This window comes from Amylibacter sp. IMCC11727 (assembly GCF_029854195.1).
In the GTDB taxonomy this organism is placed as follows: domain Bacteria; phylum Pseudomonadota; class Alphaproteobacteria; order Rhodobacterales; family Rhodobacteraceae; genus Amylibacter.
Genome location: NZ_CP122960.1, coordinates 2,670,283 through 2,693,441, shown reverse-complemented (window position 1 = coordinate 2,693,441; position 23,159 = coordinate 2,670,283). Strand labels below are relative to the sequence as shown.

26 protein-coding genes are annotated in these 23,159 nt (G+C 54.7%); 18 read left to right on the top strand and 8 right to left on the bottom strand.

Annotated elements, in window-relative coordinates:
* Positions 1-68: 68 nt before the first annotated feature.
* The gene (locus QBD29_RS13620) at positions 69-875 is read left to right on the top strand and encodes a GH25 family lysozyme (RefSeq protein WP_280098640.1); all 807 of its coding nucleotides are present in this window, start codon (positions 69-71) and stop codon (positions 873-875) included.
* Here the strand turns inward: QBD29_RS13620 and QBD29_RS13615 are convergent.
* Entirely contained in the window at positions 869-1,474 is a 606-nt protein-coding gene (locus QBD29_RS13615; protein WP_280098639.1) for a glutathione S-transferase N-terminal domain-containing protein, read from the bottom strand. The two genes, QBD29_RS13620 and QBD29_RS13615, sit on opposite strands and share 7 nt — an antisense overlap.
* 85 nt (positions 1,475-1,559) lie before the next feature.
* Here QBD29_RS13615 and QBD29_RS13610 point away from each other — a divergent pair, with 85 nt between their 5' ends.
* The 5 genes from QBD29_RS13610 (at position 1,560) to QBD29_RS13590 (ending at position 6,232) form a co-directional block, all read left to right on the top strand.
* Positions 1,560-2,966 carry a DUF1800 domain-containing protein gene (locus QBD29_RS13610; protein WP_280098638.1) on the top strand — a complete coding sequence of 469 codons (1,407 nt, stop codon included), beginning with the start codon at positions 1,560-1,562 and terminating at the stop codon, positions 2,964-2,966.
* 4 nt (positions 2,967-2,970) lie between these two features.
* Entirely contained in the window at positions 2,971-4,188 is a 1,218-nt protein-coding gene (locus QBD29_RS13605; RefSeq protein WP_280098637.1) for a DUF1501 domain-containing protein, read from the top strand.
* An 83-nt stretch (positions 4,189-4,271) separates the two neighbouring features.
* A complete protein-coding gene (locus QBD29_RS13600) occupies positions 4,272-4,988 on the top strand; it encodes a GNAT family protein (RefSeq protein ID WP_280098636.1) in 717 nt (238 codons plus the stop codon).
* Positions 4,989-4,991: 3 nt separating this feature from the next.
* On the top strand, positions 4,992-5,570 hold the full coding sequence (locus QBD29_RS13595; protein WP_280098635.1) for a nitroreductase: 579 nt from the start codon (positions 4,992-4,994) through the stop codon (positions 5,568-5,570).
* Positions 5,570-6,232 (top strand): EI24 domain-containing protein, encoded by a 663-nt coding sequence (locus QBD29_RS13590; RefSeq protein ID WP_280098634.1) that lies wholly within the window; start codon positions 5,570-5,572, stop codon positions 6,230-6,232. The genes QBD29_RS13595 and QBD29_RS13590 overlap by 1 nt, the downstream gene beginning before the upstream one ends.
* Before the next feature lie 108 nt (positions 6,233-6,340).
* Here QBD29_RS13590 and QBD29_RS13585 read toward each other — a convergent pair whose 3' ends face one another.
* The 3 genes from QBD29_RS13585 to QBD29_RS13575 all read right to left on the bottom strand — a co-directional run bounded on the left by QBD29_RS13585 (position 6,341) and on the right by QBD29_RS13575 (position 7,973).
* Positions 6,341-6,673, bottom strand: a complete 333-nt coding sequence (locus tag QBD29_RS13585; protein WP_280098633.1) for a hypothetical protein — start codon at positions 6,671-6,673, stop codon at positions 6,341-6,343.
* Positions 6,674-6,758: 85 nt separating this feature from the next.
* Positions 6,759-7,682 carry an alpha/beta hydrolase gene (locus QBD29_RS13580; RefSeq protein WP_280098632.1) on the bottom strand — a complete coding sequence of 308 codons (924 nt, stop codon included), beginning with the start codon at positions 7,680-7,682 and terminating at the stop codon, positions 6,759-6,761.
* A complete protein-coding gene (locus QBD29_RS13575; protein WP_280098631.1) occupies positions 7,683-7,973 on the bottom strand; it encodes an SCP2 sterol-binding domain-containing protein in 291 nt (96 codons plus the stop codon).
* A 75-nt stretch (positions 7,974-8,048) separates the two neighbouring features.
* Here QBD29_RS13575 and QBD29_RS13570 point away from each other — a divergent pair, with 75 nt between their 5' ends.
* The 3 genes from QBD29_RS13570 (at position 8,049) to QBD29_RS13560 (ending at position 11,796) form a co-directional block, all read left to right on the top strand.
* Positions 8,049-8,615, top strand: a complete 567-nt coding sequence (locus QBD29_RS13570) for a tetratricopeptide repeat protein (protein WP_280098630.1) — start codon at positions 8,049-8,051, stop codon at positions 8,613-8,615.
* 74 nt (positions 8,616-8,689) lie between these two features.
* The gene (locus QBD29_RS13565; protein ID WP_280098629.1) at positions 8,690-11,422 is read left to right on the top strand and encodes a helicase-related protein; all 2,733 of its coding nucleotides are present in this window, start codon (positions 8,690-8,692) and stop codon (positions 11,420-11,422) included.
* Entirely contained in the window at positions 11,419-11,796 is a 378-nt protein-coding gene (locus QBD29_RS13560) for an RNA-binding S4 domain-containing protein (protein ID WP_280098628.1), read from the top strand. Before QBD29_RS13565 ends, QBD29_RS13560 begins: the two co-directional genes overlap by 4 nt.
* A 5-nt stretch (positions 11,797-11,801) precedes the next feature.
* Here the strand turns inward: QBD29_RS13560 and QBD29_RS13555 are convergent, their stop codons facing one another.
* Both QBD29_RS13555 and QBD29_RS13550 read right to left on the bottom strand, forming a co-directional pair.
* Entirely contained in the window at positions 11,802-12,242 is a 441-nt protein-coding gene (locus tag QBD29_RS13555; RefSeq protein ID WP_280098627.1) for a GNAT family N-acetyltransferase, read from the bottom strand.
* Positions 12,243-12,388: 146 nt separating this feature from the next.
* A complete protein-coding gene (locus QBD29_RS13550) occupies positions 12,389-13,363 on the bottom strand; it encodes an NAD(P)H-binding protein (RefSeq protein ID WP_280098626.1) in 975 nt (324 codons plus the stop codon).
* Positions 13,364-13,539: 176 nt separating this feature from the next.
* Between QBD29_RS13550 and fdxA the strand changes: the two genes are divergently transcribed.
* The 4 genes from fdxA (at position 13,540) to QBD29_RS13530 (ending at position 16,782) form a co-directional block, all read left to right on the top strand.
* Complete coding sequence (gene fdxA / locus QBD29_RS13545) at positions 13,540-13,878, top strand: ferredoxin FdxA (RefSeq protein WP_280098625.1); 339 nt, start codon at positions 13,540-13,542, stop codon at positions 13,876-13,878.
* A gap of 122 nt (positions 13,879-14,000) precedes the next feature.
* Positions 14,001-14,534 carry a CarD family transcriptional regulator gene (locus QBD29_RS13540; protein WP_280098624.1) on the top strand — a complete coding sequence of 178 codons (534 nt, stop codon included), beginning with the start codon at positions 14,001-14,003 and terminating at the stop codon, positions 14,532-14,534.
* A gap of 393 nt (positions 14,535-14,927) precedes the next feature.
* Positions 14,928-15,470 carry a VOC family protein gene (locus QBD29_RS13535; protein ID WP_280098623.1) on the top strand — a complete coding sequence of 181 codons (543 nt, stop codon included), beginning with the start codon at positions 14,928-14,930 and terminating at the stop codon, positions 15,468-15,470.
* Positions 15,409-16,782, top strand: a complete 1,374-nt coding sequence (locus QBD29_RS13530; RefSeq protein WP_280098622.1) for a bifunctional 3-(3-hydroxy-phenyl)propionate/3-hydroxycinnamic acid hydroxylase — start codon at positions 15,409-15,411, stop codon at positions 16,780-16,782. Before QBD29_RS13535 ends, QBD29_RS13530 begins: the two co-directional genes overlap by 62 nt.
* Before the next feature lie 20 nt (positions 16,783-16,802).
* Here the strand turns inward: QBD29_RS13530 and QBD29_RS13525 are convergent, their stop codons facing one another.
* Positions 16,803-17,303 carry a hypothetical protein gene (locus QBD29_RS13525; RefSeq protein WP_280098621.1) on the bottom strand — a complete coding sequence of 167 codons (501 nt, stop codon included), beginning with the start codon at positions 17,301-17,303 and terminating at the stop codon, positions 16,803-16,805.
* A 53-nt stretch (positions 17,304-17,356) separates the two neighbouring features.
* Positions 17,357-18,490, bottom strand: a complete 1,134-nt coding sequence (locus tag QBD29_RS13520; protein ID WP_280098620.1) for a hypothetical protein — start codon at positions 18,488-18,490, stop codon at positions 17,357-17,359.
* A gap of 228 nt (positions 18,491-18,718) precedes the next feature.
* On the opposite strand from QBD29_RS13520, the gene ftsW reads away from it, so the two are divergent.
* From ftsW to QBD29_RS13495, 5 genes are read left to right on the top strand one after another with little or no spacing between them, the layout of a single operon-like run.
* Entirely contained in the window at positions 18,719-19,909 is a 1,191-nt protein-coding gene (gene ftsW, locus QBD29_RS13515; protein ID WP_280098619.1) for a putative lipid II flippase FtsW, read from the top strand.
* Positions 19,899-20,987: a UDP-N-acetylglucosamine--N-acetylmuramyl-(pentapeptide) pyrophosphoryl-undecaprenol N-acetylglucosamine transferase gene (locus tag QBD29_RS13510; RefSeq protein ID WP_280098618.1), complete on the top strand. Its 1,089-nt coding sequence runs from the start codon at positions 19,899-19,901 to the stop codon at positions 20,985-20,987. Before ftsW ends, QBD29_RS13510 begins: the two co-directional genes overlap by 11 nt.
* 2 nt (positions 20,988-20,989) lie before the next feature.
* Positions 20,990-22,384, top strand: coding sequence for a UDP-N-acetylmuramate--L-alanine ligase (murC, locus tag QBD29_RS13505; protein WP_280098617.1), 1,395 nt, complete (start codon positions 20,990-20,992; stop codon positions 22,382-22,384).
* The gene (locus QBD29_RS13500; RefSeq protein WP_280098616.1) at positions 22,385-22,855 is read left to right on the top strand and encodes an NUDIX domain-containing protein; all 471 of its coding nucleotides are present in this window, start codon (positions 22,385-22,387) and stop codon (positions 22,853-22,855) included.
* The gene (locus QBD29_RS13495; protein ID WP_280098615.1) at positions 22,855-23,148 is read left to right on the top strand and encodes a DUF2484 family protein; all 294 of its coding nucleotides are present in this window, start codon (positions 22,855-22,857) and stop codon (positions 23,146-23,148) included. Before QBD29_RS13500 ends, QBD29_RS13495 begins: the two co-directional genes overlap by 1 nt.
* The last annotated feature ends 11 nt before the right edge of the window (positions 23,149-23,159 follow it).

Below are 23,159 nucleotides of genomic sequence, written 5' to 3'. Positions count from 1 at the left end.
GTCGCGATTTGTGATTGGCTCTTGGCGGTGGATTGAGCCAAGACTGAGAAAAAAGTTGAGGCGATTTGATGCGGTATTTGGTTTTTGTTTTTATGGTTTTGGGATTGGTGGCTTGTGGCGGCGGGCGGCAGAACTCGGTCCCTAAAACGCAAGTGGTGCAGCCAAGTCCGAGCATTGTGGCGGGCAATCCGAAATTTGCCGACAGTGATCCTGTGGATTGGCCAGGGGTTAAACCGTGGCAGTATCCTGTGCATGGTGTGGATGTGGCGCGGTATCAGCTGGGGCTTGATTGGCGCAAGATGCGGGCCAACCGCATTCAGTTTGCGTTTATCAAGGCCACTGAGGGTGGGGATCATTTGGACCCAGAGTTTCGCAGCCATTGGCGCGGAGCAGCCCGTGCAGGTGTGTCACGCGGGGCGTATCATTTCTATTACTTCTGTCGCAACGCCCGCGAACAGGCCGCGTGGTATATTCGCAATGTGCCCAAAGATGCGGGGGCTTTGCCGCCTGTGTTGGATATCGAATGGAACCACGCGTCGCCCACATGCAAATTGCGGCCAGAAGCGCGTAAGGTGCGTGCGTCGATGCGGCAATTCCTGCGCATTGTGAAAGCGCATTACGGCAAAGCGCCGATCATTTACACCACCGTTGATTTTTACCGTGAAAATGAGCTGGAAAAGGTCAACGGGTATACATTTTGGCTGCGGTCCGTGGCGGATCATCCATCGGTTGTGTATCCGGGCCAGAAATGGGGGTTCTGGCAGTATTCAGGTACGGGGCGTGTGCCAGGGGCCCCAGGCGACATTGATTTGAACGTGTACCACGGTTCCCAAGCGGTGTGGGACGCGTGGAAGGCCAAGAACGGGGTTCAGTAGGCCAGTGCCTTTTGCACCGCTGGTCTGGTTTTCATCGCCGTTGAATGGGCGGCGATTGCGGGGAATTCGTTGATGTCGACGCTGTCCCCTTCGAGCCAAGCGGAGACCGTATACAGATAGGCATCTGCAACCGTATACTGATCGCCCATGACCCACGGGCCGCGCAGGCATTCAGATTGGATGTAGGCATAGGTGTCGCGCATGTTCTGGGGCACTTTGGCGGCCATGTCATCAAAGCTCGATTGTTGAGTGGCCCAACGTGAACCACGCATGCGATGGGCGTGATTGACGTGGGCCGTTGAGGCGAGATAGCTGGTGAATTCATTCATCTTGGCCAAGGCGAAAGCATCCGTCGGCAACAAGTTTGCGGCGGGGTTCAGGCCAGCAATATAAGGCAGGATCGCGGGGGTTTCTGTAAGAATGCCTTGATCTGTTACGAGGGCAGGCACGCGACCTTTGGGATTGCGGCTGAGGTATTCGGGGGATTGTTGCTCGGCCTTGGAAAAATCAACACGGGTGGCGGTGAAGGGGATGTCTGCTTCGTGCAGGACAATCATCGGGGCAAGCGCGACAGTGCCGCGGGCATAGAAGAGTTCCATGGGGGTCCTTTCTCTTTGCGGTTAGAGTGCAGAAGTTCGCCCGTTTTAGCAACGACGGAGCTTTGCCAATGGGTCGTATCGGTTTATGTTGGACGAAAAGGCACAAGAGGTGAGCAAAGTGCAGAGTTTTGCAACGAAAGCGGCGTTTCGATTTGGCTATGGGTTTGCGGCAGGCGAAGCTGATGTGCGCGATGTGGATGCGTTGTTGCGCCAAGTGACCGAGGCGGATGCGGGGATTGCGGCCTATGCTGGGCCTTCGTTTGCGGATCGCGCACAATTGATGCGCGATTATTTGAAACACAAGCGGGCCGCGAAAAAGGGTGATGCAGGGGCGAAACCTTTGCTGAGGGCATCGAACAAAGAACGCAACGCGTTGCGGGCGGCGGATATGAGGCGTGTGTTTGGTCGTGCCCTGTATGCAGGGCAAGGATTTCGTGAACGGTTGGTGTTTTTCTGGGCGGATCATTTCACGGTGGTTCCCAAAAGCCGATTAGAGCAAACGGTTTGGGGCAGCTATCAAGAAGAGGCCATTCGTCCCCATGTGAACGGGTCGTTTGGCGATATGTTGGTGGCAGCGGCAACCCATCCATCCATGTTGTTGTTTCTGGATCAGGTGCGCAGCATCGGGCCAAATTCCAAGGCCGCGAAAAACGGAAAGAAACGCCGCAAGGTGAAGGGGTTGAATGAAAATCTGGCCCGTGAAGTGATGGAGTTGCACACGCTGGGCGTTGGTGGGGCCTATTCCCAAACCGATGTGCGTCAAGCGGCGGAATTGCTGACAGGATTGGTTGTTGGTGAGGATGGAGCCAAGTTTCTGCCCCGTTGGGCCGAACCTGGGGCCGAAGATGTACTGGGCAAACGGTATGGTGGCGATCCCGCCAAGATGAGCGATATTGAGGCGTTTTTGCGCGATTTGGCGCTGCATCCAGATACCGCGCGGCATGTGGCGCAAAAGTTGGTGGTGCATTTCATTTCGGATGAACCCGACCCCAAGTTGGTGGATGAATTAACGCGGGTTTACACCAATACGGACGGGGATTTGCCATCGGTTTACGGCGCTATGTTGGATCATCCTGCGGCGTGGGTTGATCTGGGCCAAAAGGCGCGTCAGCCGTTTGAATTTATGGTAGCAAGCCTGCGCGCGCTGGGCATTGCACAGGCTGATTTCGATGATCTGGCCACAGGGCAAGTAAACCGTGGGCTGAACCTGCCGCTAAATTCGATGGGGCAGCCATTGCGCAGTGCGCCCGGTCCAAATGGCTGGCCTGAAGAGCCAGAGGCGTGGATTACGGCGCAAGGGTTGGCTTCGCGATTGCAATGGGCGCTGGCGATTTCACGGCGTTTGGGGCGCGACACAGACCCACGTGATTTCGTGGAATTGGCGCTGCGCGAATTGGCCGGTGGATCGTTGAAATTTGCGGTTGGTGGTGCCGAGCAGCGGGAGGAGGGCTTAACCTTGGTCCTTGCGTCGCCCGAGTTTAACAGGAGATAGGCGGATGGATCGATCCAGACGGAACTTCATGGCGCAGACCTTGGCGCTGGGGTGTAGTGCGGCGGCGAGCCCGTTGGTGACACCTGTGACCTTTGCCAGTGTGCCAACGGACAACCGATTGGTGGTGATTGTGCTGCGCGGGGCAATGGATGCGCTGGATGTGGTGGCCCCTGTGGGCGATCCGTTGTTGCGCAAGTATCGCCCCAACCTGTGGAAAACAGAGCATCAGGATTTGGATGGGTTCTTTGGCCTGCATCCAGAGCTGGGCGAATTGATGCCTTTGTGGAAAGCAGGGGAAATGGGGTTTGTGCAGGCGGTTTCCACGCCATACCGCGACAAGCGCAGCCATTTTGACGGGCAGGATTTGCTGGAAGCAGGTGTTGTTGAAGTGACATCAGATGTGCGCGACAGCGGCTGGATGAACCGCATGTTGGGGCTGATCCCTGGGGCCAAGAAAGACACGGCGTTTTCTGTTGGACGCGAGAATATGTTGGTGCTGCGTGGGGCGGCGCCCACCACAAGCTGGGCCCCAGAGGGCCGCGTTGATCTGAGCCCGCAGGCGCAGTTGTTGCTTGAGAAGATTTACGAAAAAGACCCGTTGTTTGCTGAGGCTGGGCAAACGGCCATGACCCTTGCCGCTGAATTGAACATGGCGCAGATGAGCGATGGGGACGACGGTGAAAGCATGGCCGATATGGTCAACCAGATGAAAGAAGCGGCAAGTGCGCAAAAGGCAGGGGGGCTGGCTGCCTTTGCGGCGGCAAGATTGAAAGAGGATACGCGGTTTGCAACGTTTTCGATTGGCGGTTGGGACACACATCAGCGCCAATCGCGCAGCATTCGCAATGCCACGCGTGAATTGCAATCAGCACTCACCACGTTGAAGTCCGAGTTGGGCCCTGTGTGGGAAAAGACCTGCGTTTTGTGCATGACCGAATTTGGCCGCACGGTGCGTGAAAACGGTTCCCAAGGCACGGATCATGGCACGGGGGGTGCGATGATATTGGCGGGTGGTGCGGTTAAGGGGCGCAAGGTTTATGGGCAATGGCCTGGATTGGATGAGGCAGATTTATATGCGCGGCGGGATTTGATGCCGACCGCAGACTTGCGCCAATATGCGGGTTGGGCGGTGCATGATTTGTTTGGTCTTGATCGCGCATCATTGGAGCGCGATGTGTTCCCGAATTTGGATATGGGGGACAATCCAGGGTTCATTCGATAAGGGTTTTTCGGCGCGGCCCATGGACTTTTGATGCTGCGTGTTTATCTGTTTGGATATGACGCATTTTTTAGAGTGGTTTGGGCATGGTTAAGCCTGTTGGATTTCCCGTAAAAGATTGGGTGGCGCCCCCTGCGCCAAGCGGAGCGGTGTTAGACGGACAGTATGCGCGGCTGGAACGGATGAGTGCCGAGATTCATGTGGGCGATCTCTACCGCGCCAATTCCGAGGACACGAGCGATGGGATTTGGGATTACCTGCCTTATGGCCCGTTTCATGCGCAGGCCACATATCACCGTTGGGTGCGGGAAATGTCAGCGCTGGATGATCCGCATTTTTACGCGATCAAGAACAAGGATTTGGGTCGTTTTTGCGGGGTTGCATCCTATTTGCGGATTGATCCGAATGCAGGGTCCATCGAAGTGGGGCATATCAATATGGCCCCAGCGTTGCAGCGGACCCGCGCCGCCACCGAAGCCATGTATCTGATGATGAAATGGGCGTTTGAGGCGGGGTATCGTCGGTATGAATGGAAATGCGATGCGCTGAATGCGGGATCACGACGAGCGGCGCAACGGCTCGGCCTGTCTTACGAAGGCGTATTTCGCCAAGCAACAATGTACAAAGGACGCAATCGCGATACGGCGTGGTTTGCGGCCATTGATAAAGAGTGGCCCGCGCTGGAGGCAGCGTTTCAGGCTTGGTTACACCCAAAGAATTTTGATGAAACAGGGCGCCAGATTGAACGGCTTGCGGATTTAACCGCGCTGGTTCGAGTGGCGTCTGATCCCACTTTGGAGTGAGAGATGCCAAGACGTAATGAAGATGCGCTGAATTTTCTTTTGGAGCGCCGATCTGTATCGCACAAAACGCTAACTGCCCCAGTGCCGAGCCGTGCCGAGATCGAGGTTATCCTGACCGCAGGTGCGCGTGTGCCTGATCACAAGATGCTGGAGCCGTTTCGGTTTTTGGTGCTGGAAGATGCGGCGCTGAACCGATTGGGGGACGCGGTTGCGGATCGTGCGCGGGCACTGGGGTTGGACGAAGACAAAGTCGCCAAGGCGCGGTTTTCTTTTGACAATGCGCCGTTGAGTATTGCGGTGGTCGCAAGTTTGAAACAGACGGATATGATCCCAGAGGTGGAACAAACCTTGGCTGTGGGGGCGTGTTGCACATCTGTTTTGAATGCCGCGCTGGCTAGTGGATGGGGCGCGAATTGGATCACGGGATGGGCGGCGTTTGATGAACCGTTCTTGCAAGATCATCTTGGGTTGGCCGCAGGAGAATATGTGGCGGGGTTCATGCACATAGGAACAGTGCGAAGCGAGCCATCGGAACGTAAGCGGCCAGATTTGAATGCAATCACAACATGGGTCAGCAGCTGATGATCGACGATATTTTCAAAGCCATTGGGCAAATGAGCGACCCGAAGTTTATGGGCGTGTTTTTTCGCGGCGTGGGGCTGACGGTTTTGCTGTTGGTTTTGACCACGCTGTTTGTTTTGTGGTTGCTGCCCAATTCCGTGAGCCTGCCTTATTTTGGGGAATTGGAATGGCTGTCATCGGTGCTTGATGGCTTTGCGATTTTTGGGATGTTTGCGCTGTCGATCTTTTTGATGGTGCCTGTGGCGTCCTTGTTTATCGGCCTGTTCTTGGATCGCATTATGGATGCGGTGGAGGCGCGTCATTATCCGAATGCTGGGCCTGTGCGCAAAGTTGGGATGGGTGAAACGATCATAGATTCCCTTGGGTTTTTGGGGTTGATGATCGTGGTGAACCTGTTTGCGTTGATCCTGTATTTGTTCATTCCCGTAGCGTTTTGGGTGGTGAATGGGATTTTGCTGGGTCGTGAATATTTTCAGATGGTGGCGGTGCGCCGTGTTGGGCGCAAAGAAGGCAAAGCATTGCGCAAGGCCAACCGTCCACAAATCTGGATTGCGGGTACGTTGATGGCTGTGCCGTTGACGGTGCCTGTGTTGAACCTGATTATCCCAATCTTGGGCGCGGCGATGTTTACGCACCTGTTCCATCGGATTTCAGGCAAATAAAAAGGGCCAGTGTTGCGGCCCTTTTTGATGTTCTTTTTCGCAGTGCGCCCTTAGCGATTTTGCAAATCGCTTGGGTGCGCAGCACAATTTTCTGACGAAAAAAGTGCTTTAGTCCTTGCGGAAGTGCGATTTTTCGCGTGGCTTGCCGTCCCAGCCTGTTTTGCCGCCTTTGCGATCGCCGCCACGGTCTCCGCCGCCAAAGCCGCCGCGTCCGCCGCGATCCCCACCGCGGTCTCCGCCGCCAAAGCGTTTGCCACCACGGTCGTCGCCGCCTTCGCGTACTTCCCAGCGTTTCAGCAGGATTTTGTCAAATGTGTCGCGGTGGATTACACCTTCGTTGCACCACACGAGGGACACGTTGTCCCCGTCAACGGATTCAACCGCCATACGTGGGGAGCCAGAAATAAGAGCAGCGAGATCGCCTGCTTTGAGCGTAGCCATTGGGAAATCCTTTCGAGGATTATAGAATTCGATGCGCCGCTTTAGAGCGGTTGGACCCGAATGAAAAGGGAAACTTGCGGAACCGTTATGCCAGATGGGCGTCGATTTCGGCCCAAACCAGTGCCAATTGTTCGCGTCCTTCCATCAGAACCTCGTGATGGGCGTTCGGGACTTCGACCAGTTTCCCGTTGGGCCATTTTGCCATGACGGCGTGAATGGCAGGCACTGAAACGATGGCCTCATCCGTGCCAAGCAGGCAGAGACAATCGTGTTTGCTTGGGGCTTCAGCCACCAGTTTGGCGGTTTCGCGGCGCGCGCGGTTGAACCAGCGGATAGACGGTGCGCCAAGACCAAGCTCGGGATGGGCCTGCAACTGGCGGGTCATGACATCGAATTGATCGGCGTCGTTGGTTAAAACGTTGCCTTCAAACGGTTCGGTTAGCACGTAATAGGCATCGCTGCCTGAGGGGACGAATTTTTCCCCAAATCCGATGGATGGGCCGATTCCTGCGACAATCGCGGCAGGAATGCGCATGTGGGGTTCCACATGGATGCCCCACATGGGACCGCTGAAAATCGCTTTTTCTACGGGCAGATCATTCAGCAATGCGCGAAGACCGATGCCGCCGCCCATGGAATGCCCGATCATGGCGTATGGGTCAGGTAGGCCAGCATCTTTGACAGTGCCAAGCAGTTCGGCAACATCCAACTGATAATCGGAGAATTCTTTCACCCAGCCCATATCGCGTTTGGTTGGGTGGCGATCTGACAGGCCTTGGCCACGCCAATCAATAATGGCGACGGAATAGCTGCGATCCAGAAGCCGCGCGATCACATCGCCATATTTTTCGATGAATTCGGTACGGCCCGGAAAAATCAGGACCGTTTTGTCACCGCTGCCATGCCAAACGGCGGTGCGAATACGCACCCCGTCAGCGGCTGTTCGCCAAAACGCCTGCCCGCCTTCGGGCATGCGCTCGAGTTCAGCGTAAAGCGGTGCGCTCGTCATTTAGGACAACAGCGTGCCGAGTTTCATGGCAGCGCCCATGTCGCCATCTACGGACAACTGGCCTGTCATGAAGGCGGATGTCGGGTTCACGGAGCCGTCCATCATGCCCTGAAATGTTTCGGCATCTGCGGACAAGGTGCAATCTGCATCATCGTCGCCTGCACGTGCGCCATTGCTGTCCACGATCAGTGCGCCTTCGCCTGCGATTTCCACTTTGACAGAACCGTCAAAGCCTTCGCCGCCCAATTTTGCGTTCAAAGCTTCTACAGCTTGGTTGATGACATCACTCATGATTGATCCTTTCGGTATTCCATTTTGGCACAATTGGCCTAGATTGTTACGTATTGGTAAAGATGGTGGCCCCAGATGAAAACTGCAAACCGTGCCGTGGCGTTAATCTTCACAATTATTTTTGGTCTTGGGGCGCAGATTGCCGCAAGTCCAGTGGGAGCGCAAACGCAAACTCTGGATGATTTGTTCGAAGACTTGCTCGTGGCGGATGAAAACAGCTGGGAAGACATCGAAAAACAGATTTGGACGCAATGGTCGAAATCTGGGTCGAAATCCATGGATTATCTGCTGGAGCGGGGCCGTGCGGAGATGGACAAGGGCAATGTGAACGAAGCCATTGGCCATTTTTCAGCATTGATTGACCATGCGCCAGACTTTGCCGAAGGGTGGAATGCGCGAGCAACGGCGTGGTTCGTGGCAGATCGCTATGGGCTGTCCATTGCGGATATTCGTCAGACGTTGTTGTTGGAGCCGCGTCATTTCGGGGCTTTGGCTGGGCTTGGCATGATTATGGAGCGGATGGATCGGCCCGAGGCGGCGTTGCGGGTGTACCAAGAGGCAGAGAAAATTCACCCCCATCGACCGGATGTGAAAGCGGCGTTAGAGCGGTTGAAAGATCAGGTTGAGGGTGTCGAGCTGTAGGCCTGTATACGTCTTTGGTTGAGAGCCGGCACGGTTCCGTGTAGGGGTGGTTTAAGAATTGAAAGCTGCCTGTCATGAGTCATTTGCCGTCCCGTATCTGCGCGGTTTTAGGCCCCACCAACACTGGTAAAACCCATTATGCGTTAGAGCGAATGCTGGCGCATAAGACGGGTGTGATCGGGTTGCCGTTGCGGCTGTTGGCGCGGGAGATTTATGACAAGCTGGTGGCGTTGCGCGGACCATCCGTGGTGGCGCTGATTACAGGGGAAGAGCGGATTTTACCCGCGCGTGCGCAGTATTGGGTGTGTACGGTCGAAGCGATGCCCCAAGGGATGAATGCGGATTTTGTGGCCATCGACGAGGTGCAGTTGTGTGCCGATCCAGAGCGCGGCCATGTGTTTACCGATCGATTGCTGCATATGCGGGGCACACATGAAACCCTGTTTTTAGGGGCGGAAACCATGCGCAGTGTGATTGCGCAATTGGTTCCCAAGGCAGAGTTCATTCGGCGGGATCGGTTTTCAAAGCTGACCTATACGGGGCCGAAAAAGACCAGCCGCATGCCTGCGCGATCTGCGATTGTTGGGTTTTCGGTGGAAAATGTCTATGCCATTGCTGAATTGTTGCGCCGTCAAAAGGGCGGTGCGGCGGTGGTCATGGGGGCGTTGTCCCCGCGCACGCGCAATGCGCAAGTGGACATGTATCAAAACGGCGATGTGGAGTATTTGGTGGCCACGGATGCGATTGGCATGGGGCTGAACTTGGATGTGAAACATGTGGCGTTTTCATCCTTGAGCAAATTTGACGGGCGCAAGATGCGGCGATTGATGCCCAATGAGTTGAGCCAGATTGCAGGGCGTGCGGGGCGGCACACCAATGATGGGACGTTTGGGGTGACCGGGGAAGCGCCGCCCTTGGAACCCGAAGTGGTGGAAGCAATTGAGACCCATCGGTTTATGCCGATTAAGAAATTGCAGTGGCGCAATTCGCGGCTGGAATTCGGCACGGTGGGGGCGTTGCTTGCGTCTTTGGGGCAGTCGGCGAATGATCCTTTTTTGGCACGGGCACGGGATGCGGATGATCATCGCAGCTTACAAGCGTTGAGCCAGATCGCGGATGTAACCGCGCGGGCCACGGATCCTGCCAGTGTTCGATTGTTGTGGGAGACCTGCCAAATCCCCGATTTTCGTCAAGTTAGCGGCAATGAACACAATGCCATTGTGCAGCGCATTTTCGAGTTTTTGCACGAAGACGGAGAGATTTCGCACAGTTGGTTGCAGGATCGGGTGTCGCGCATAGATAAACCGCAAGGGGATATCGACACATTGTCCAAACGATTGGCGTTTATCCGCACATGGACCTATGTGGCTCAGCGAAAGGGCTGGGTTTCTGATGAAAGCTATTGGCGCGGCGAAACCCGTGCAGTAGAAGACCGCCTATCAGATGCGTTGCACAACGCGCTGACCCAAAGATTTGTCGATCGCCGCACATCCATGTTGATGCGGCGGTTGAAACAGAAGGAGAGCCTTGTGGCTGACGTAAACGACAAAGGTGAAGTGACCATCGAGGGCCAATTCGCAGGTAAATTGACGGGCTTCCGTTTTCAGATGGACCCAAGTGCCACAGGCGAAGAGGCAAAGACTTTGCGCTCTGCCGCGTTGCAGGCCTTGCAGCCGCAATTCAAGCTGTTGGCGGATCGATTTTACAACGCGCCAGACACGGAGTTTGATTTCACCGAACAAGGCGGGTTGATGTGGGGCGAGTTTGCCGTGGGCAAACTGGTTGCTGGGGCCGATGCAATGAGCCCGATGGTGGAACCCTTTGTGGATATGGAGGCGGGCGAAGATGTGGCCGAAAAAGTACGCCGCCGTTTGAGCCATTTCATCAATCGCAAGATTGAAGCCGCGTTTGAGCCACTGATCGCGATGAAAAACGACGAAGCCATCGTTGGGTTGGCCCGTGGTGTGGCGTTCCGTTTGATTGAATCCCTTGGGGTTATTCCACGGTCTGTTATTGCGGATGATGTGAAATCGCTGGACCAAGATGCGCGGTCTTTGCTGCGCAAACACGGTGTGCGGTTTGGCCAGTTTACGATTTTCCAGCACCTGATGTTGAAACCCGCCCCAACGCGATTGCGTTTGGTTTTGTGGTCGCTGAGCGAAGGGTTGGGTGAATTCCCCGAAGCACCGCCTGCAGGGTTGGTGACCATTCCTGCGGTTGTTGGTGCGCCAAATGGGTATTACCCGCGTGCGGGTTATCGTTTGGCTGGGGAGCGGGCCATTCGCATTGATATGCTGGAGCGGCTGGCGGATATGCTGCGCGCGGTCGATACACGTGGCGGGTTTGAAGCCACAGGAGATATGCTGTCGATCACGGGCATGACGCTGGAGCAGTTTGCCGATTTGATGGGTGGCTTGGGCTATGCTGGGGAGCGGGGCGAGCGTGAAAAGGTGAAGGCGGTTGCCGAGGCAGCGCCCGTTGTTGAGGGCAACGCGGAAGCAAAAGCGGAAGATGCCCCTGTTGCAGACACGGCAGAAGCCACCCCTGCCGAAGAAGCAGCCCCGACTGAGGCGGCAGAGGCGGAAATGGAAGTGTTTTATACCTTCCGTTGGGTTCCGAAGAAGCGCCCCTCCGATCAAGGCCGCAACCAGCGCCCAGCGGGCAAAGGTGGAGCCAAAGGCAAAGGTAAGAAGCCGCAAGGTGGCAAGCCGAAGGTGCATTCTTCCAAGCCTGCGCCAAAGAAAGACAAGCCGATTGATCCAGACAACCCGTTCGCGGCTTTGATGGCGCTTAAAGGTAAATCTTGAACGCACCGCGTGAGACAATCCGCATCGACAAATGGCTGTGGTTCGCGCGGTTTTTCAAATCGCGCGGATTGAGCGCAAAGATGATCGCCGCAGGGCATTGTCGCATCAATTCCGTAAAAATCGCCAAAGGCAGCGTGGCTGTGGGGGCGGGGGACGTGATTACGTTCCCCAAGGAAGACGACGTGCGCGTGATTGAGGTTGTGGCCATCGGCGAACGCCGTGGCCCAGCGGTTGAGGCGCAGACGTTGTATGTGGATTTGTCCCCACCCGTGAAGAAGGAGAAGGGCGTGTATGTGCCCAATCCAGAGGCGGAGCGATCAGGGCGACCCAATCGTCAGGAGCGCGACGCGATGCGGAAGTTTAAGGGGGAGTGATTGGGTTATAGCTGTTTTTCGAGTTCGAGCCGAGCTGCGCTTCCCTGCACGTAACCGCAACTTTGATAGAATTTTGCGGCTGTTATGGTACTTTTTAGAAAGCAAGAAGTTAGTCCCAATGCGCGTGCCTCCTCCTCAAGCGCAGTTAGAAGTGTTTTACTCACACCAGTGAGCCGATTGTCTGGATGGACGTAATTAAGCAAAATTTCACCTTGGTGGTCGATCATTCCAACACCGAGCAATTTGTTTCCCTTTTCTAAAACCAGCAAAATTGCGTCTTCTCGACCGAGCCATTGAACCCATTGCGTGAGTGTTTTGTTGGAGAGCCAACCAGAAAGTTCAGAGGCATCATTTTTATGGTCTGCGACGCACAGCTTGGAAATAGACAATCGAATAACAGAGATAGCTTCTGCCGCGTCTGTTGTTTTGGCTTTGCGAACGATCATGTTTGTAGGACCCATATTTCACGCCTCATGCCATTTTATTTGAGTACAAGAGTGTTTCAAGGATCGTAAAGCGTAGTGTCGAATTTGGCTCGCACAAACTATTGGTTAACAATTCGTGGCGAGTCATTTTCTGAGTCTTTTGGTGATTACACCTTTGCGGCGTCTTTCATCGCATCCACACCTTTTTTCCACAGGTTGCCTTGGTACAATTCCTCTAGCCCTGTTTCGCCGCTGGCGCCCTTGGTGGTGAGGTAATCGTAGTAGGATGTGGGTTTGTGGCCTGTCAGATTGTAAAAATCGGGGCTGCAGCGTGTGTAAAACCCGTTGGTGAGGTATTCGAAAAACTCGGCACGGGTTGCGCCGAAATCGTTTTCGAAATCCACCATGGATTGGGCGCGGTATTCGATGGTTTTGCCCATGGCGCGGCCAAGATCGGCGGCGATTTCGGACATGGATTGGGGCGCTGGGCCTGTGATGTCGTAGAATTTATTGCCGTGGCGTTCTGGCCCTTCGATGAGGCAGACGGCGGTGGCTTCGGCGATGTCGCGGGTGGCGACGAAGGAGTTGCGCATGTCGCCAAGAGGATTTGAAAACCAGCCCTCCGCGTCGATGGTTTCGCAATCGGTTTTCAAAAGGTGGTTCATGAAAAAGTTGTTGCGCAGCGCGGTGACGTTCAGGCCAGCGTCGATCAATGCCTTTTCGCCCCACCAGTAGTGTTGCAGCATCAGCGGGATGCCCGCGCCTGCGCGCGATGCGTGTTGGTCTGGGTCATAGGACGCCGTGTTGGTGTCGGCGCCCATGCAGCTGACGCGGACCACGTGTTTGACCGTGTCGCGGTGTTTGCCCAGTTCTTTGCAGAACGCAAGGTGGCCTTCGAGCATTGGATCGAGCGAGGCAGAGTAAACGGCAGTGACACCATCAAGGGCAGGGCCCCAAGTGGCAGGATCGGAGAGGTCAAATTTCACCACCTCGTCCGCGCCCAGAGATGTGAGCATGTCCGCTTTGTCTTCGCTGAAATAGCAGGCGCGTGTGGTGATGCCATCCACTGTGGCCAAACGGGCGACAAGTTCTTTGCCGATGCGGCCAGTGGCAGAGGTGATGAGGATGGTTTGATTTGTCATTGTGCCGCTTTCGAATGGTGGAGATTGGGCCGTATGTGGCGCGAAAACACGCGGAAATCAACTGTGATTAAAGAGGCGAAACCGAACTGTGAACACGCGCGGCAATTTCTCTCTTTCCGCCAAAACCAATCCCTCATATAACGCCTTTCAAATGTTGAACATTCGAGAGTACGCAAATGACTTATGTCGTTCTTGATAACTGTATCGCCTGCAAGCACACAGATTGTGTGGAAGTCTGTCCAGTGGACTGCTTTTATGAGGGCGAAAACATGCTGGTGATCCACCCTGATGAGTGCATTGATTGTGGTGTGTGTGAGCCAGAATGCCCTGTGGATGCGATCCGTCCTGATACGGAACCTGACATGGAAAAATGGGTGGAGTTTAACCGCGAGTATTCGGAAAAATGGCCTGTGATCATCACCAAGGTTGATCCGCTGCCAGATGCGGAAAAGCTCGATGGTGTGGAAAACAAGCTGGAAACGCATTTTTCACCGAATCCCGGCAAGGGCGGCTAAGCCCTATTAATCGTTGAAAATCAGATGATTGGCCCCTCTGGCAGAGGGGGGCTTTTTGTGGTATGCTGCTGTGCGGAAAGGTCCTGCGCCGATGCGGGGCCCCTCAAAAGGAATATGGCTGAATGGCTAAGAAAAAGAACCTCGATTTTGCAGTGGACCAGTTCGTTGTGTACCCCGCCCACGGCGTTGGCAAAATCGTTGATATTATTGAACAAGAAGTCGCTGGCATTGAGATGGAGCTTTATGACATCGCGTTCGAAAAGGACAAGATGAAGCTGAAGGTTCCAACGGAAAAGGCGATCCTGCACGGGTTGCGTGGGCTGTCCGATGCGAATGTTGTGGCGAAATGTTTGACGACCCTAAAGGGCCGTGCGCGGGTGAAGCGGGCCATGTGGTCGCGCCGTGCGCAGGAATATGAGCAAAAGATCAACTCTGGCGATCTGATTTCCATTGCCGAGGTTGTACGTGATTTGCACCGCAACGACGAACAGCGTGAGCAATCCTATTCCGAACGTCAGTTGTATGAAGCAGCGCTGGAACGGCTGACCCGCGAAGTGGCCGCGGTGAAAGCAGTGGACGAAATGGAAGCGCAAAGCGAAATCGACGCCGTCCTAAGCAGCCGCGTTGTGCCTGTGCCAGCCGCACCAGCGACGTAAACAAACGCACTATTTCTGAAGTTTAGGCCGTTGGTGGCTTCACCAACGGTCTTTTTCGTGGTTGTCTTTGGCCTAGGGCCTGTTAACACTATCGACATCACCGCAGTTTCAGTCGAATTTTCGTCAGAACAAGGCATCTGACCGCAGGAATAGGGGGCTATTTCAAGGGCAGATAACGCAGGTCTGGCGAAAATTCGCGAAACCGCAACGCGGCGCGGCGGATTTTGCCCTGCTCCGCTGCCCGGCAGGGCATGCTTGCATGCCCGAGAGGGGGCGTTATCTGGCGCTGAAAATCGCCAGATTTATGCGCGCCAGATGCCTTGTGCAGAGCAAAATCCGTCTCGCGCTGCGATGATGTCGATAGTGTTAACAGGCCCTAATGAAAGGGACGTCATGCCATTAATCAAACGAATGCAGCATTTCGCGGTTGAGGTTGCTGATACGGATCGTGCCATTGCGTGGTATCGCGAGGTTTTGGGGTTTAAGCTGACAGAGCGCCATGCCGCCTATGAAGTGGAGGGCATTCCTGTGGAGTTGACCTTTATGCGGCTTGGGGATGTGCATCATGAACTGGTGATCGTGCATAACCCAGCCAAGGAATATACGCCCAAGCCGTCTTTGCCAGAAGAGGATTTGAAGGGGCCGCCCATGTTCCATCATTTCGCGTTTGAATGTGACAGCCGCGCGGATTGGGTGAAATTGGAGGCGCAGTTGCGTGCGCGTGGGGATGTGCGCTTTGTGCGCGGGCCTGTGCTGCATTCTTGGGTGAACCCGCGTGGGGATGGGTCCTGGGGGGAAAACGAAGCGTTTTATATTCTGGACCCTGACGGGCATCGGATCGAGATTTTCTGCAATTTGGCCACCATTGACCCAGATGGCACCCATCGCAACGGCGAAGGGGTGCGCATGGAAGGAACCAAAACCGCTGAATTGTGATGTTTGCATAATTGGGGCGGGGCCTGTTGGCCTGTTGCTGGGCAATTTGCTGGGGCGACGGGGCGTGTCCGCTGTGATCGTGGAAAAGCAGCCCAAACCCTATGACCTGCCCCGCGCGGTGCATTTTGACGGCGAGGCGATGCGCGTGTTTCAGGCGGCAAGTTTGGCGGAGGAAGTGTTGCCCCACACGATGGTGGGGCGCGGGATGCTGTTTAAAGACACAAACGACACGGTGGTAGTGGATTGGTCGCGCGATCAAAACATCGGCCCCATGGGTTGGCATGAAAGCAATCGGTGCCACCAGCCTGGGATCGAGGATGCGCTGCGCGCTGGGTTGGATCGGTTTGCGCATGTTCAGTTGATCGAAGGCGTTGCGGTTACGGATATCGAACAGGATGAAACGGGGGTTGATGTCACGCTGGCTGGCGGGCGTACGGTTCGGGCTGTTTATGCTGTTGGGGCGGATGGTGCGAATTCATTTGTGCGGCGCAGGCTTGGCATTGGCGAGGATGATCTGGGTTTCAAGGAAGACTGGCTGGTGGTGGATTTGATCCTGAAACGGCCGCGCCCTGACCTTGGGGATTATTCGGTGCAGTTTTGTGATCCCGTCAATTCGGCCACATACGTGCGCGGTGTGGGGGATCGACGACGTTGGGAGTTGCGGCTGCCAGATGATCGTGCGGTGGACCCGAATGAAAGCGAGATTTGGCAGCGGTTGTCCCGTTGGATCACGCCCGAAGATGCGGAATTGGAACGATCAGCTGTTTACACCTTTCGATCCTGTGTGGCCGAAAGCTGGCGCAAAGATCGTGTGTTTCTGGTGGGGGATGCGGCGCATCAAATGCCGCCGTTTATGGGGCAGGGCATGTGCGCGGGCATTCGGGATGTGGCCAATTTGAGCTGGAAGCTGGGGCAGGTTTTGTACGGGGGTGAGGATGTGTTGTGGTCCTATGAGAGCGAACGGGAGCCCCATATCAGGCAGTTTATTGAGTTGACGGTGAGTTTGGGGAAACTGATCAACCAAACGGCTGCGGGGGAAGCGCCTAAAGGTAAGATGAAGAGCATTTGGCCAGAGCTGGGCGCGGGGCTCGGTACGCGCAAAGGGGTTGGTGGTGCGCTGGCCCCGCAACCCCGTATAGACGGCGTTTTGGCGGATGATTTCGCAAAGCAGGGGTTTTATGTGCTGGCCAGCAGGGCAATTGAAAGTGACTTGCCCATGGTGGTGGGAGCGCAGGATTGGCTGGCAGAGCATGGGGTTGAAGCTGTGGTCGTGCGCCCTGATGGGTATGTGTTGGAGGTGGTGGCGGTGTAGTTAAAGTGTGGGGCCGCAGATCAATTGCAGGTTAAATGTGCTTGCAGTCCAAAGTTCACAGACGCGTCTTTCACCAGTTTGTCGCAACTGTAGTTTAGAACAATATTCTTGGCGTCGATTTTGTTGGACGGATCACCACAAATCGTTTCGTCGACTTTGAAGTCACACTCTTTTTCACCGTTGCATTTATGCTCAACAAACGGAGCAGCGTTACATCGTTTGGTTCCATCAACTTTGGACGAGATGTAAGCCGAATTCACTTTGATGAGAACGGCTGCCTCATTTCTGACCGCGGTTGAAAGTTCATTTTGCTTTGCAGCAATGGCCGCGCGCTGCGTCACATTGGCCAACTTTTCTTTGAGGAGTTTGTTCTTTTCTAGTTCAAGCTCTGTCTGCTTTTTGACGAGCTCAATTTGATTTTCTAGATCGCTGATCGTGTCGGCGAAGACGGGTTGGCCAAATAGGCAGAGTGATGTGCCAAGAATTGCGACGAAACGGGAAAAAGCCTTTGAGAATAACATGATGCGTTCCTTTTTGCTTTGGAAATGGGATTTGGATTATGGGTTTGAGGATACTAAGGATTGGTTTTGGGTGGCTTGGCTTTGCAGAGCATATCCTTAATTTTAGGATCGCGAAAATCGTACCCTTCCCATCCAATAGACACTGGGCGCGCATATTTTTGAGCAAAGGTCAGGCCGCGGGCATCCCAGCTTTGAAACGAAACGCTATTCCCGGTTCCTTGGGATTGTGAAAGTGCATCAATTTGAGATTGTAACGCAGTGACTTGCGACGCCAGAGCGGAATCCGATACTTCGCCTGTTGCACTGGGGGTGACGTTGACAGTTACAGGCGATTGGGTCGGAATATCGCTGAGTGTGCCTGACGTTGCCCGTTTGACGCCTGCGTTAATGATGCGTCCATTTCGGTAAGTGTAGTTAATTTGCCGTGTGAGATAAACACGGCTAACGACTGAAATGCCGACAACATTTGTGTCATTGGGATCACAAAGGTCCAAAGGGGAGTTCGAAAAGCCGCCTCTTTTTGAGTCTTGTTCTAAAATGTTGGCCGGAACAGCCAGAATAGTATTCACGTTTCGACCAGGGGCGGTGGTTATCAACCTACTTAGAAGCACATCAGTAATGTCAGTGCTGCTGGAAATACTTTTACCTTTTTTGGCTTCCGCTTGCAAAACTTCTGCCACAGCATTGACGCGAGGCACCCAATATGTTCGCACGTCATTAAAGTTCAAAGTTACTTGGGTTCTGGCCCCCCCAGCCAGCCCAATCGCCTGAAGCGCTTTTAGAATACCAATGCTTCCACTGAAACCCGCATCGCCAGACACTGTTGGAAAGGCCGCAATGGGTAGGGTCTGGATGCGTTGCGCATTTCGAGTCGCCAGATCCGTTCCGAAAAGATCTTTTTGGTCTCCAGAAGCGGCGGTGGATTGAAACACAATTCTATCTTCCAAAAATTTGTCGGCTGCAATTTGAAACTCTGGCATCGAGCCGACCCATAGATTGTGCCGTTTGTCTGGTTTTCCTGTTGGCTGCGACCAAAGAAACACATCGCCTAATTGAAACTCTTCACGGGGTGGGAAGACGGGTATCAATCCAAGTTTTCGAGCTTCTTTGCCGTACTGGACCCTGAGGTCGTCACTTGGCGCTGCACTACATCCGAGTAAAAATAAACACAAAACCAGTAAACGCATAATCTATCCCCAATAAATTTAAATGTATCTTGCTCAATTTTGAAATGTCTGAGGGGAATGAGTCAAGACGTAACGCAATGAGCGGATTAATGGGTTTCACAAAACGGCCCCGAATCAGCCCTAGTATTTTCGAATCAGTGTGGTTATGTTGGGTCCAATTCACGATCGCCCGAATAATGAGGCGGCGGAACAAGGCAAGAGTAGCGTATTTAAGGGCAGGCATTTCACATGACGGAGATGGTGTTTGGCACTGTGGCGAGCAAGCCCGGTGAACCAGTCCTTCCAAAATGGTGGCGGACCGTGGACAAATGGGCTTTGTCTGCGATCCTTATGCTGTTCATGGTGGGCATTTTGCTGGGTCTTGCGGCATCGGTTCCGCTGGCTGAACGCAACGGCCTGACGCAGTTTTATTATGTTTATAAACAGCTGTTTTTTGGCACGATTGCCCTGATTACGATGTTTTTGGTGTCGATGCTTTCGCCCAAAATGGTACGCCGTTTGGGTGTTTTCGGCTTTGTTTGTTGTTTGATCGCGATTTGTGCCCTGCCGTTTATCGGTACGGATTTTGGCAAAGGCGCGACGCGGTGGATTTCGCTCGGCTTTGCATCGGTGCAGCCGTCGGAATTTTTGAAGCCTGGATTTATTGTGTTTTCCGCATGGCTGATGGCCGCGAGTTTTGAAGTAGCGGGGCCGCCAGGTAAGCGGATGTCATTTGCGGTGACAGTTTTGGTGGCGTTTTTGCTGGCGATGCAGCCTGATTTTGGACAGGCGAGCCTGATTATTGCCAGCTGGCTTATCATGTATTTTGTGGCGGGTGCGCCCATGACATTGCTGGCTGGTATGGCGAGCGCGGTGGCGGGTGCGGGTGTGCTGGCCTATAATTCATCGGAACACTTTGCGCGGCGGATTGATGGGTATTTGAACCCCGAAATCGACCCGCGCACACAGATTGGTTATGCCACAAACGCGATCCAAGAAGGTGGTTTCTTTGGTGTCGGTGTAGGCGAGGGCCGTGTGAAATGGTCCCTGCCAGATGCGCATACGGATTTCATTATTGCGGTGGCGGCCGAGGAATATGGCTTGATCCTTGTTCTGGTGATTATCGCGCTGTTTATGATTGTAACTGTACGTTCTTTCCTGCGGCTGATCCACGAACGGGACCCGTTTATTCGCTTTGCGGGTACGGGTTTGGCGGCATTGTTTGGCATGCAAGCCCTGATCAATATGGGTGTGGCGGTGCGCCTGTTGCCTGCCAAAGGTATGACGTTGCCATTTGTGTCCTATGGCGGGTCGTCATTGGTGGCGGCGGGAATTGGCCTAGGGTTTTTATTGGCCTTTACGCGGACCCGTCCCCAAGGCGATATCAGCGATGTTTTCGGAGCAGAGAGCAGAGCAGGATTAGGGTCAGATGACAGGTAAATTACTGATAATCGCGGCAGGTGGTACGGGCGGACATATGTTTCCAGCCCAAGCACTGGCCGAGGAAATGCTGGCCCGTGGCTGGCGTGTGAAACTGTCCACGGATGAACGCGGTGCGCGGTATACGGGGGGGTTCCCTGAGGCCGTGACGGTTGAGGTCGTAAGCGCAGGAACATTTGCGCGCGGCGGTTTGGTGGCCAAACTTGGCGTGCCGTTTCGTATCATCGGCGGCGCGTTGAGCGCGTGGACCCGTATGCGCAAAGACCCACCAGCGGTTGTTGCGGGTTTTGGCGGATACCCCGCGTTGCCTGCGATGTTGGCGGCGATCATGTCGAAAACACCGCGTTTGATCCACGAACAAAACGGCGTTCTGGGCCGTGTAAATCAGTTGCTGGCCAAACGTGTGGATACAGTGGCCTGCGGGACATGGCCAACCGAACTGCCTGAAGGTGTTGAAGGCGTGTTCATTGGCAACCCAGTGCGCAGTGCAATTTTGGAACGGGCTGGTGCGGGTTATATCGCGCCCGGGGATTGGCCCATGTCGGTGCTGGCCATGGGTGGTTCACAAGGCAGCCGCATTTTGTCCCAGACCATTCCTCAAGCGATGGCCTTGTTGCCAGATGACTTGAAGGCGCGGGTGCGCGTGGCGCAACAAGCGCGGCCAGAGGATCACGAGGATACGGTTGCGGCCTATTCCGCCGCTGGGATCAGTGCAGATGTGCAGCCGTTTTTTGACGATGTGCCTGCGCGTATGTCGGAGTGCCAGTTGGTGATTACACGATCTGGAGCATCCACTGTGGCGGATATTTCGATCATTGGCCGCCCCAGCATTTTGATCCCGCTGGGCATCGCGATCCGTGATGAGCAGACGGCAAATGCCAAAGGTTTGGCCAGCGCAGGGGCGGCAATTGTTATCCCTGAAAGCCAACTGACGGCTGAGGTTTTAGCCCAGCACATTCAAACAGTTTTGAACGACGAAGAAGGCGCGTTGCAAATGGCGACGGCGGCCCTGACGCAAGGCAAACCAGACGCGGCAAAGGATCTGGGTGATCTGGTCGCAGGACTGGCAGGAGAGTAGAAATGAACGCGGCAACCAAACTTCCAACACAGCTCGGGCCGATCCATTTTGTGGGTATCGGCGGTATTGGGATGTCTGGCATTGCCGAGGTTCTGATCAATCACGGCTATACGGTGCAAGGGTCCGATTTGAAGCCATCAAAGATCACAGATCGTTTGGCCGACATGGGCGCACGGATTTCGTTTCCGCAGATGGCTGAAAATCTGGAAGATGCCGAAGTTGTGGTGATTTCATCTGCGATTAAACCTGGCAATCCAGAGCTGGACTCGGCGCGGGCGCGAGGCTTGCCGATTGTGCGGCGTGCGGAAATGCTGGCCGAACTGATGCGATTGAAATCGAACGTGGCGATTGCGGGGACGCATGGCAAAACCACGACGACCACGATGGTGGCCACGTTGTTGGATGCGGGGGGAATTGACCCCACGGTGATCAACGGCGGGATCATTCATGCCTATGGATCAAACGCGCGGATGGGCGATGGCGAATGGATGGTTGTAGAAGCGGACGAGAGCGACGGTACGTTCAATCGGTTGCCCGCGACCATTGCCGTTGTGACCAATATTGATCCAGAACATATGGAACATTACGGCACATTTGATGTGCTGCGCGAGGCGTTTCACACGTTTGTTTCGAACATTCCGTTTTATGGCGTGGCGATCTGCAACACGGATCATCCAGAGGTGCAGGCGCTGGTTGGGCGTGTGGGGGATCGGCGTGTTGTGACCTATGGCTTTAACCGTCAGGCGGATGTGCGGGCGGACAATTTACGCTATGAAAACGGGCAGGCGTATTTCGATGTGTTCTTGCAGGGCGAGGGTGTTGAAATGCCCGATATGGTTCTGCCAATGCCGGGTGATCACAATGTATCGAATGCGCTGGCATCCATTGCGGTGGCACGGCATTTGGGCATGAAAGTGGATGAAATCCGCGATGCGCTGAAGAATTTCGGTGGCGTCAACCGCCGCTTTACCCGTGTGGGTGAGGTTGAGGGCGTAACGATCATTGATGATTACGCGCACCACCCTGTGGAAATTACGGCGGTGTTGTCTGCGGCCAAGCAGGCCACCAAAGGGCGCGTGATCGCGGTGCATCAACCACACCGTTATTCACGGCTGAGCGATTTGTTCGAAGAGTTTTGTTCGTGTTTCAACGACGCGGATATTGTGGGAATTACCGATATCTATGCTGCGGGTGAAAACCCGATTGAAGGCGCAGATCGGGACAGTTTGGTGGCGGGTTTAACAGCCCATGGCCATAGGCAGGCTGTAGCAGTGGCAGACGAGGCCGCGTTGCAGCAATTCGTGCGCGAGCATTGTGGCCCAGGGGACCTGTTGGTCTGCTTGGGGGCGGGTACAATTAGTGCCTGGGCCAACAATTTGCCGAAAGCATTGGGCTAAATGCCCGAATTGCCCATCAGATCCTTTGCTGTTTCTGCGGTTTTGATACGGCATGAAGGTGAAACACCTCAGGTTCTGTTGATGCGCCGCGCCGATACGCTGGTGGGCGCTTGGTGCCAAGTGGCGGGTAAGATCGAAGCGGGTGAAACCGCATGGCATGCGGCTTTGCGTGAAATCAAAGAGGAAACGGGGTTGGTGCCAGAACGGTTTTACAGTGCCGATTTCTGCGAGCAGTTTTATGAAGCCGACCGCGATTGCATCAGCATTTTGCCTGTTTTCGTGGGGTTTGTTGGGGCTGGCGCGCAGGTGGTGCTGAATGCCGAACATACCGCGTTTGAGTGGTTGTCTTTTGAAGAGGCGCGTGCGCGTGTGGAATTTTCAGGGCAACGTGACATGTTAGGTCATGTTGAACGCGAATTCGTCCAATGCTCGCCGTCAAAGCATTTGCGTATCACACTGGGCGGCCCTTGATGGAGGTCGGGCTGACAACAGCCGTTATTTTTGCGGCGGCGTGGATCGGGAAGGGGACCGTGATTGCGCTGTCGCCCAAACAGTTTATTCCGCCAGGTGCGTTTTTACTGATGCTGCTGTTGATCCCGCTGGTGCCGTATCTGTGGATTGCGGGCAATCCGTTTTTGTGTGTGATGTTTCTGGGCGGGGTGGCATCGCTGTTGCGCTGGCCGATTGTCTATCTTGGGCGGTTCATACGGGCCAAGATGAATGGTGACCCGTTTGAAGGGCCTAAATTTGATTTTTACAAATAGGGACTGGCAGG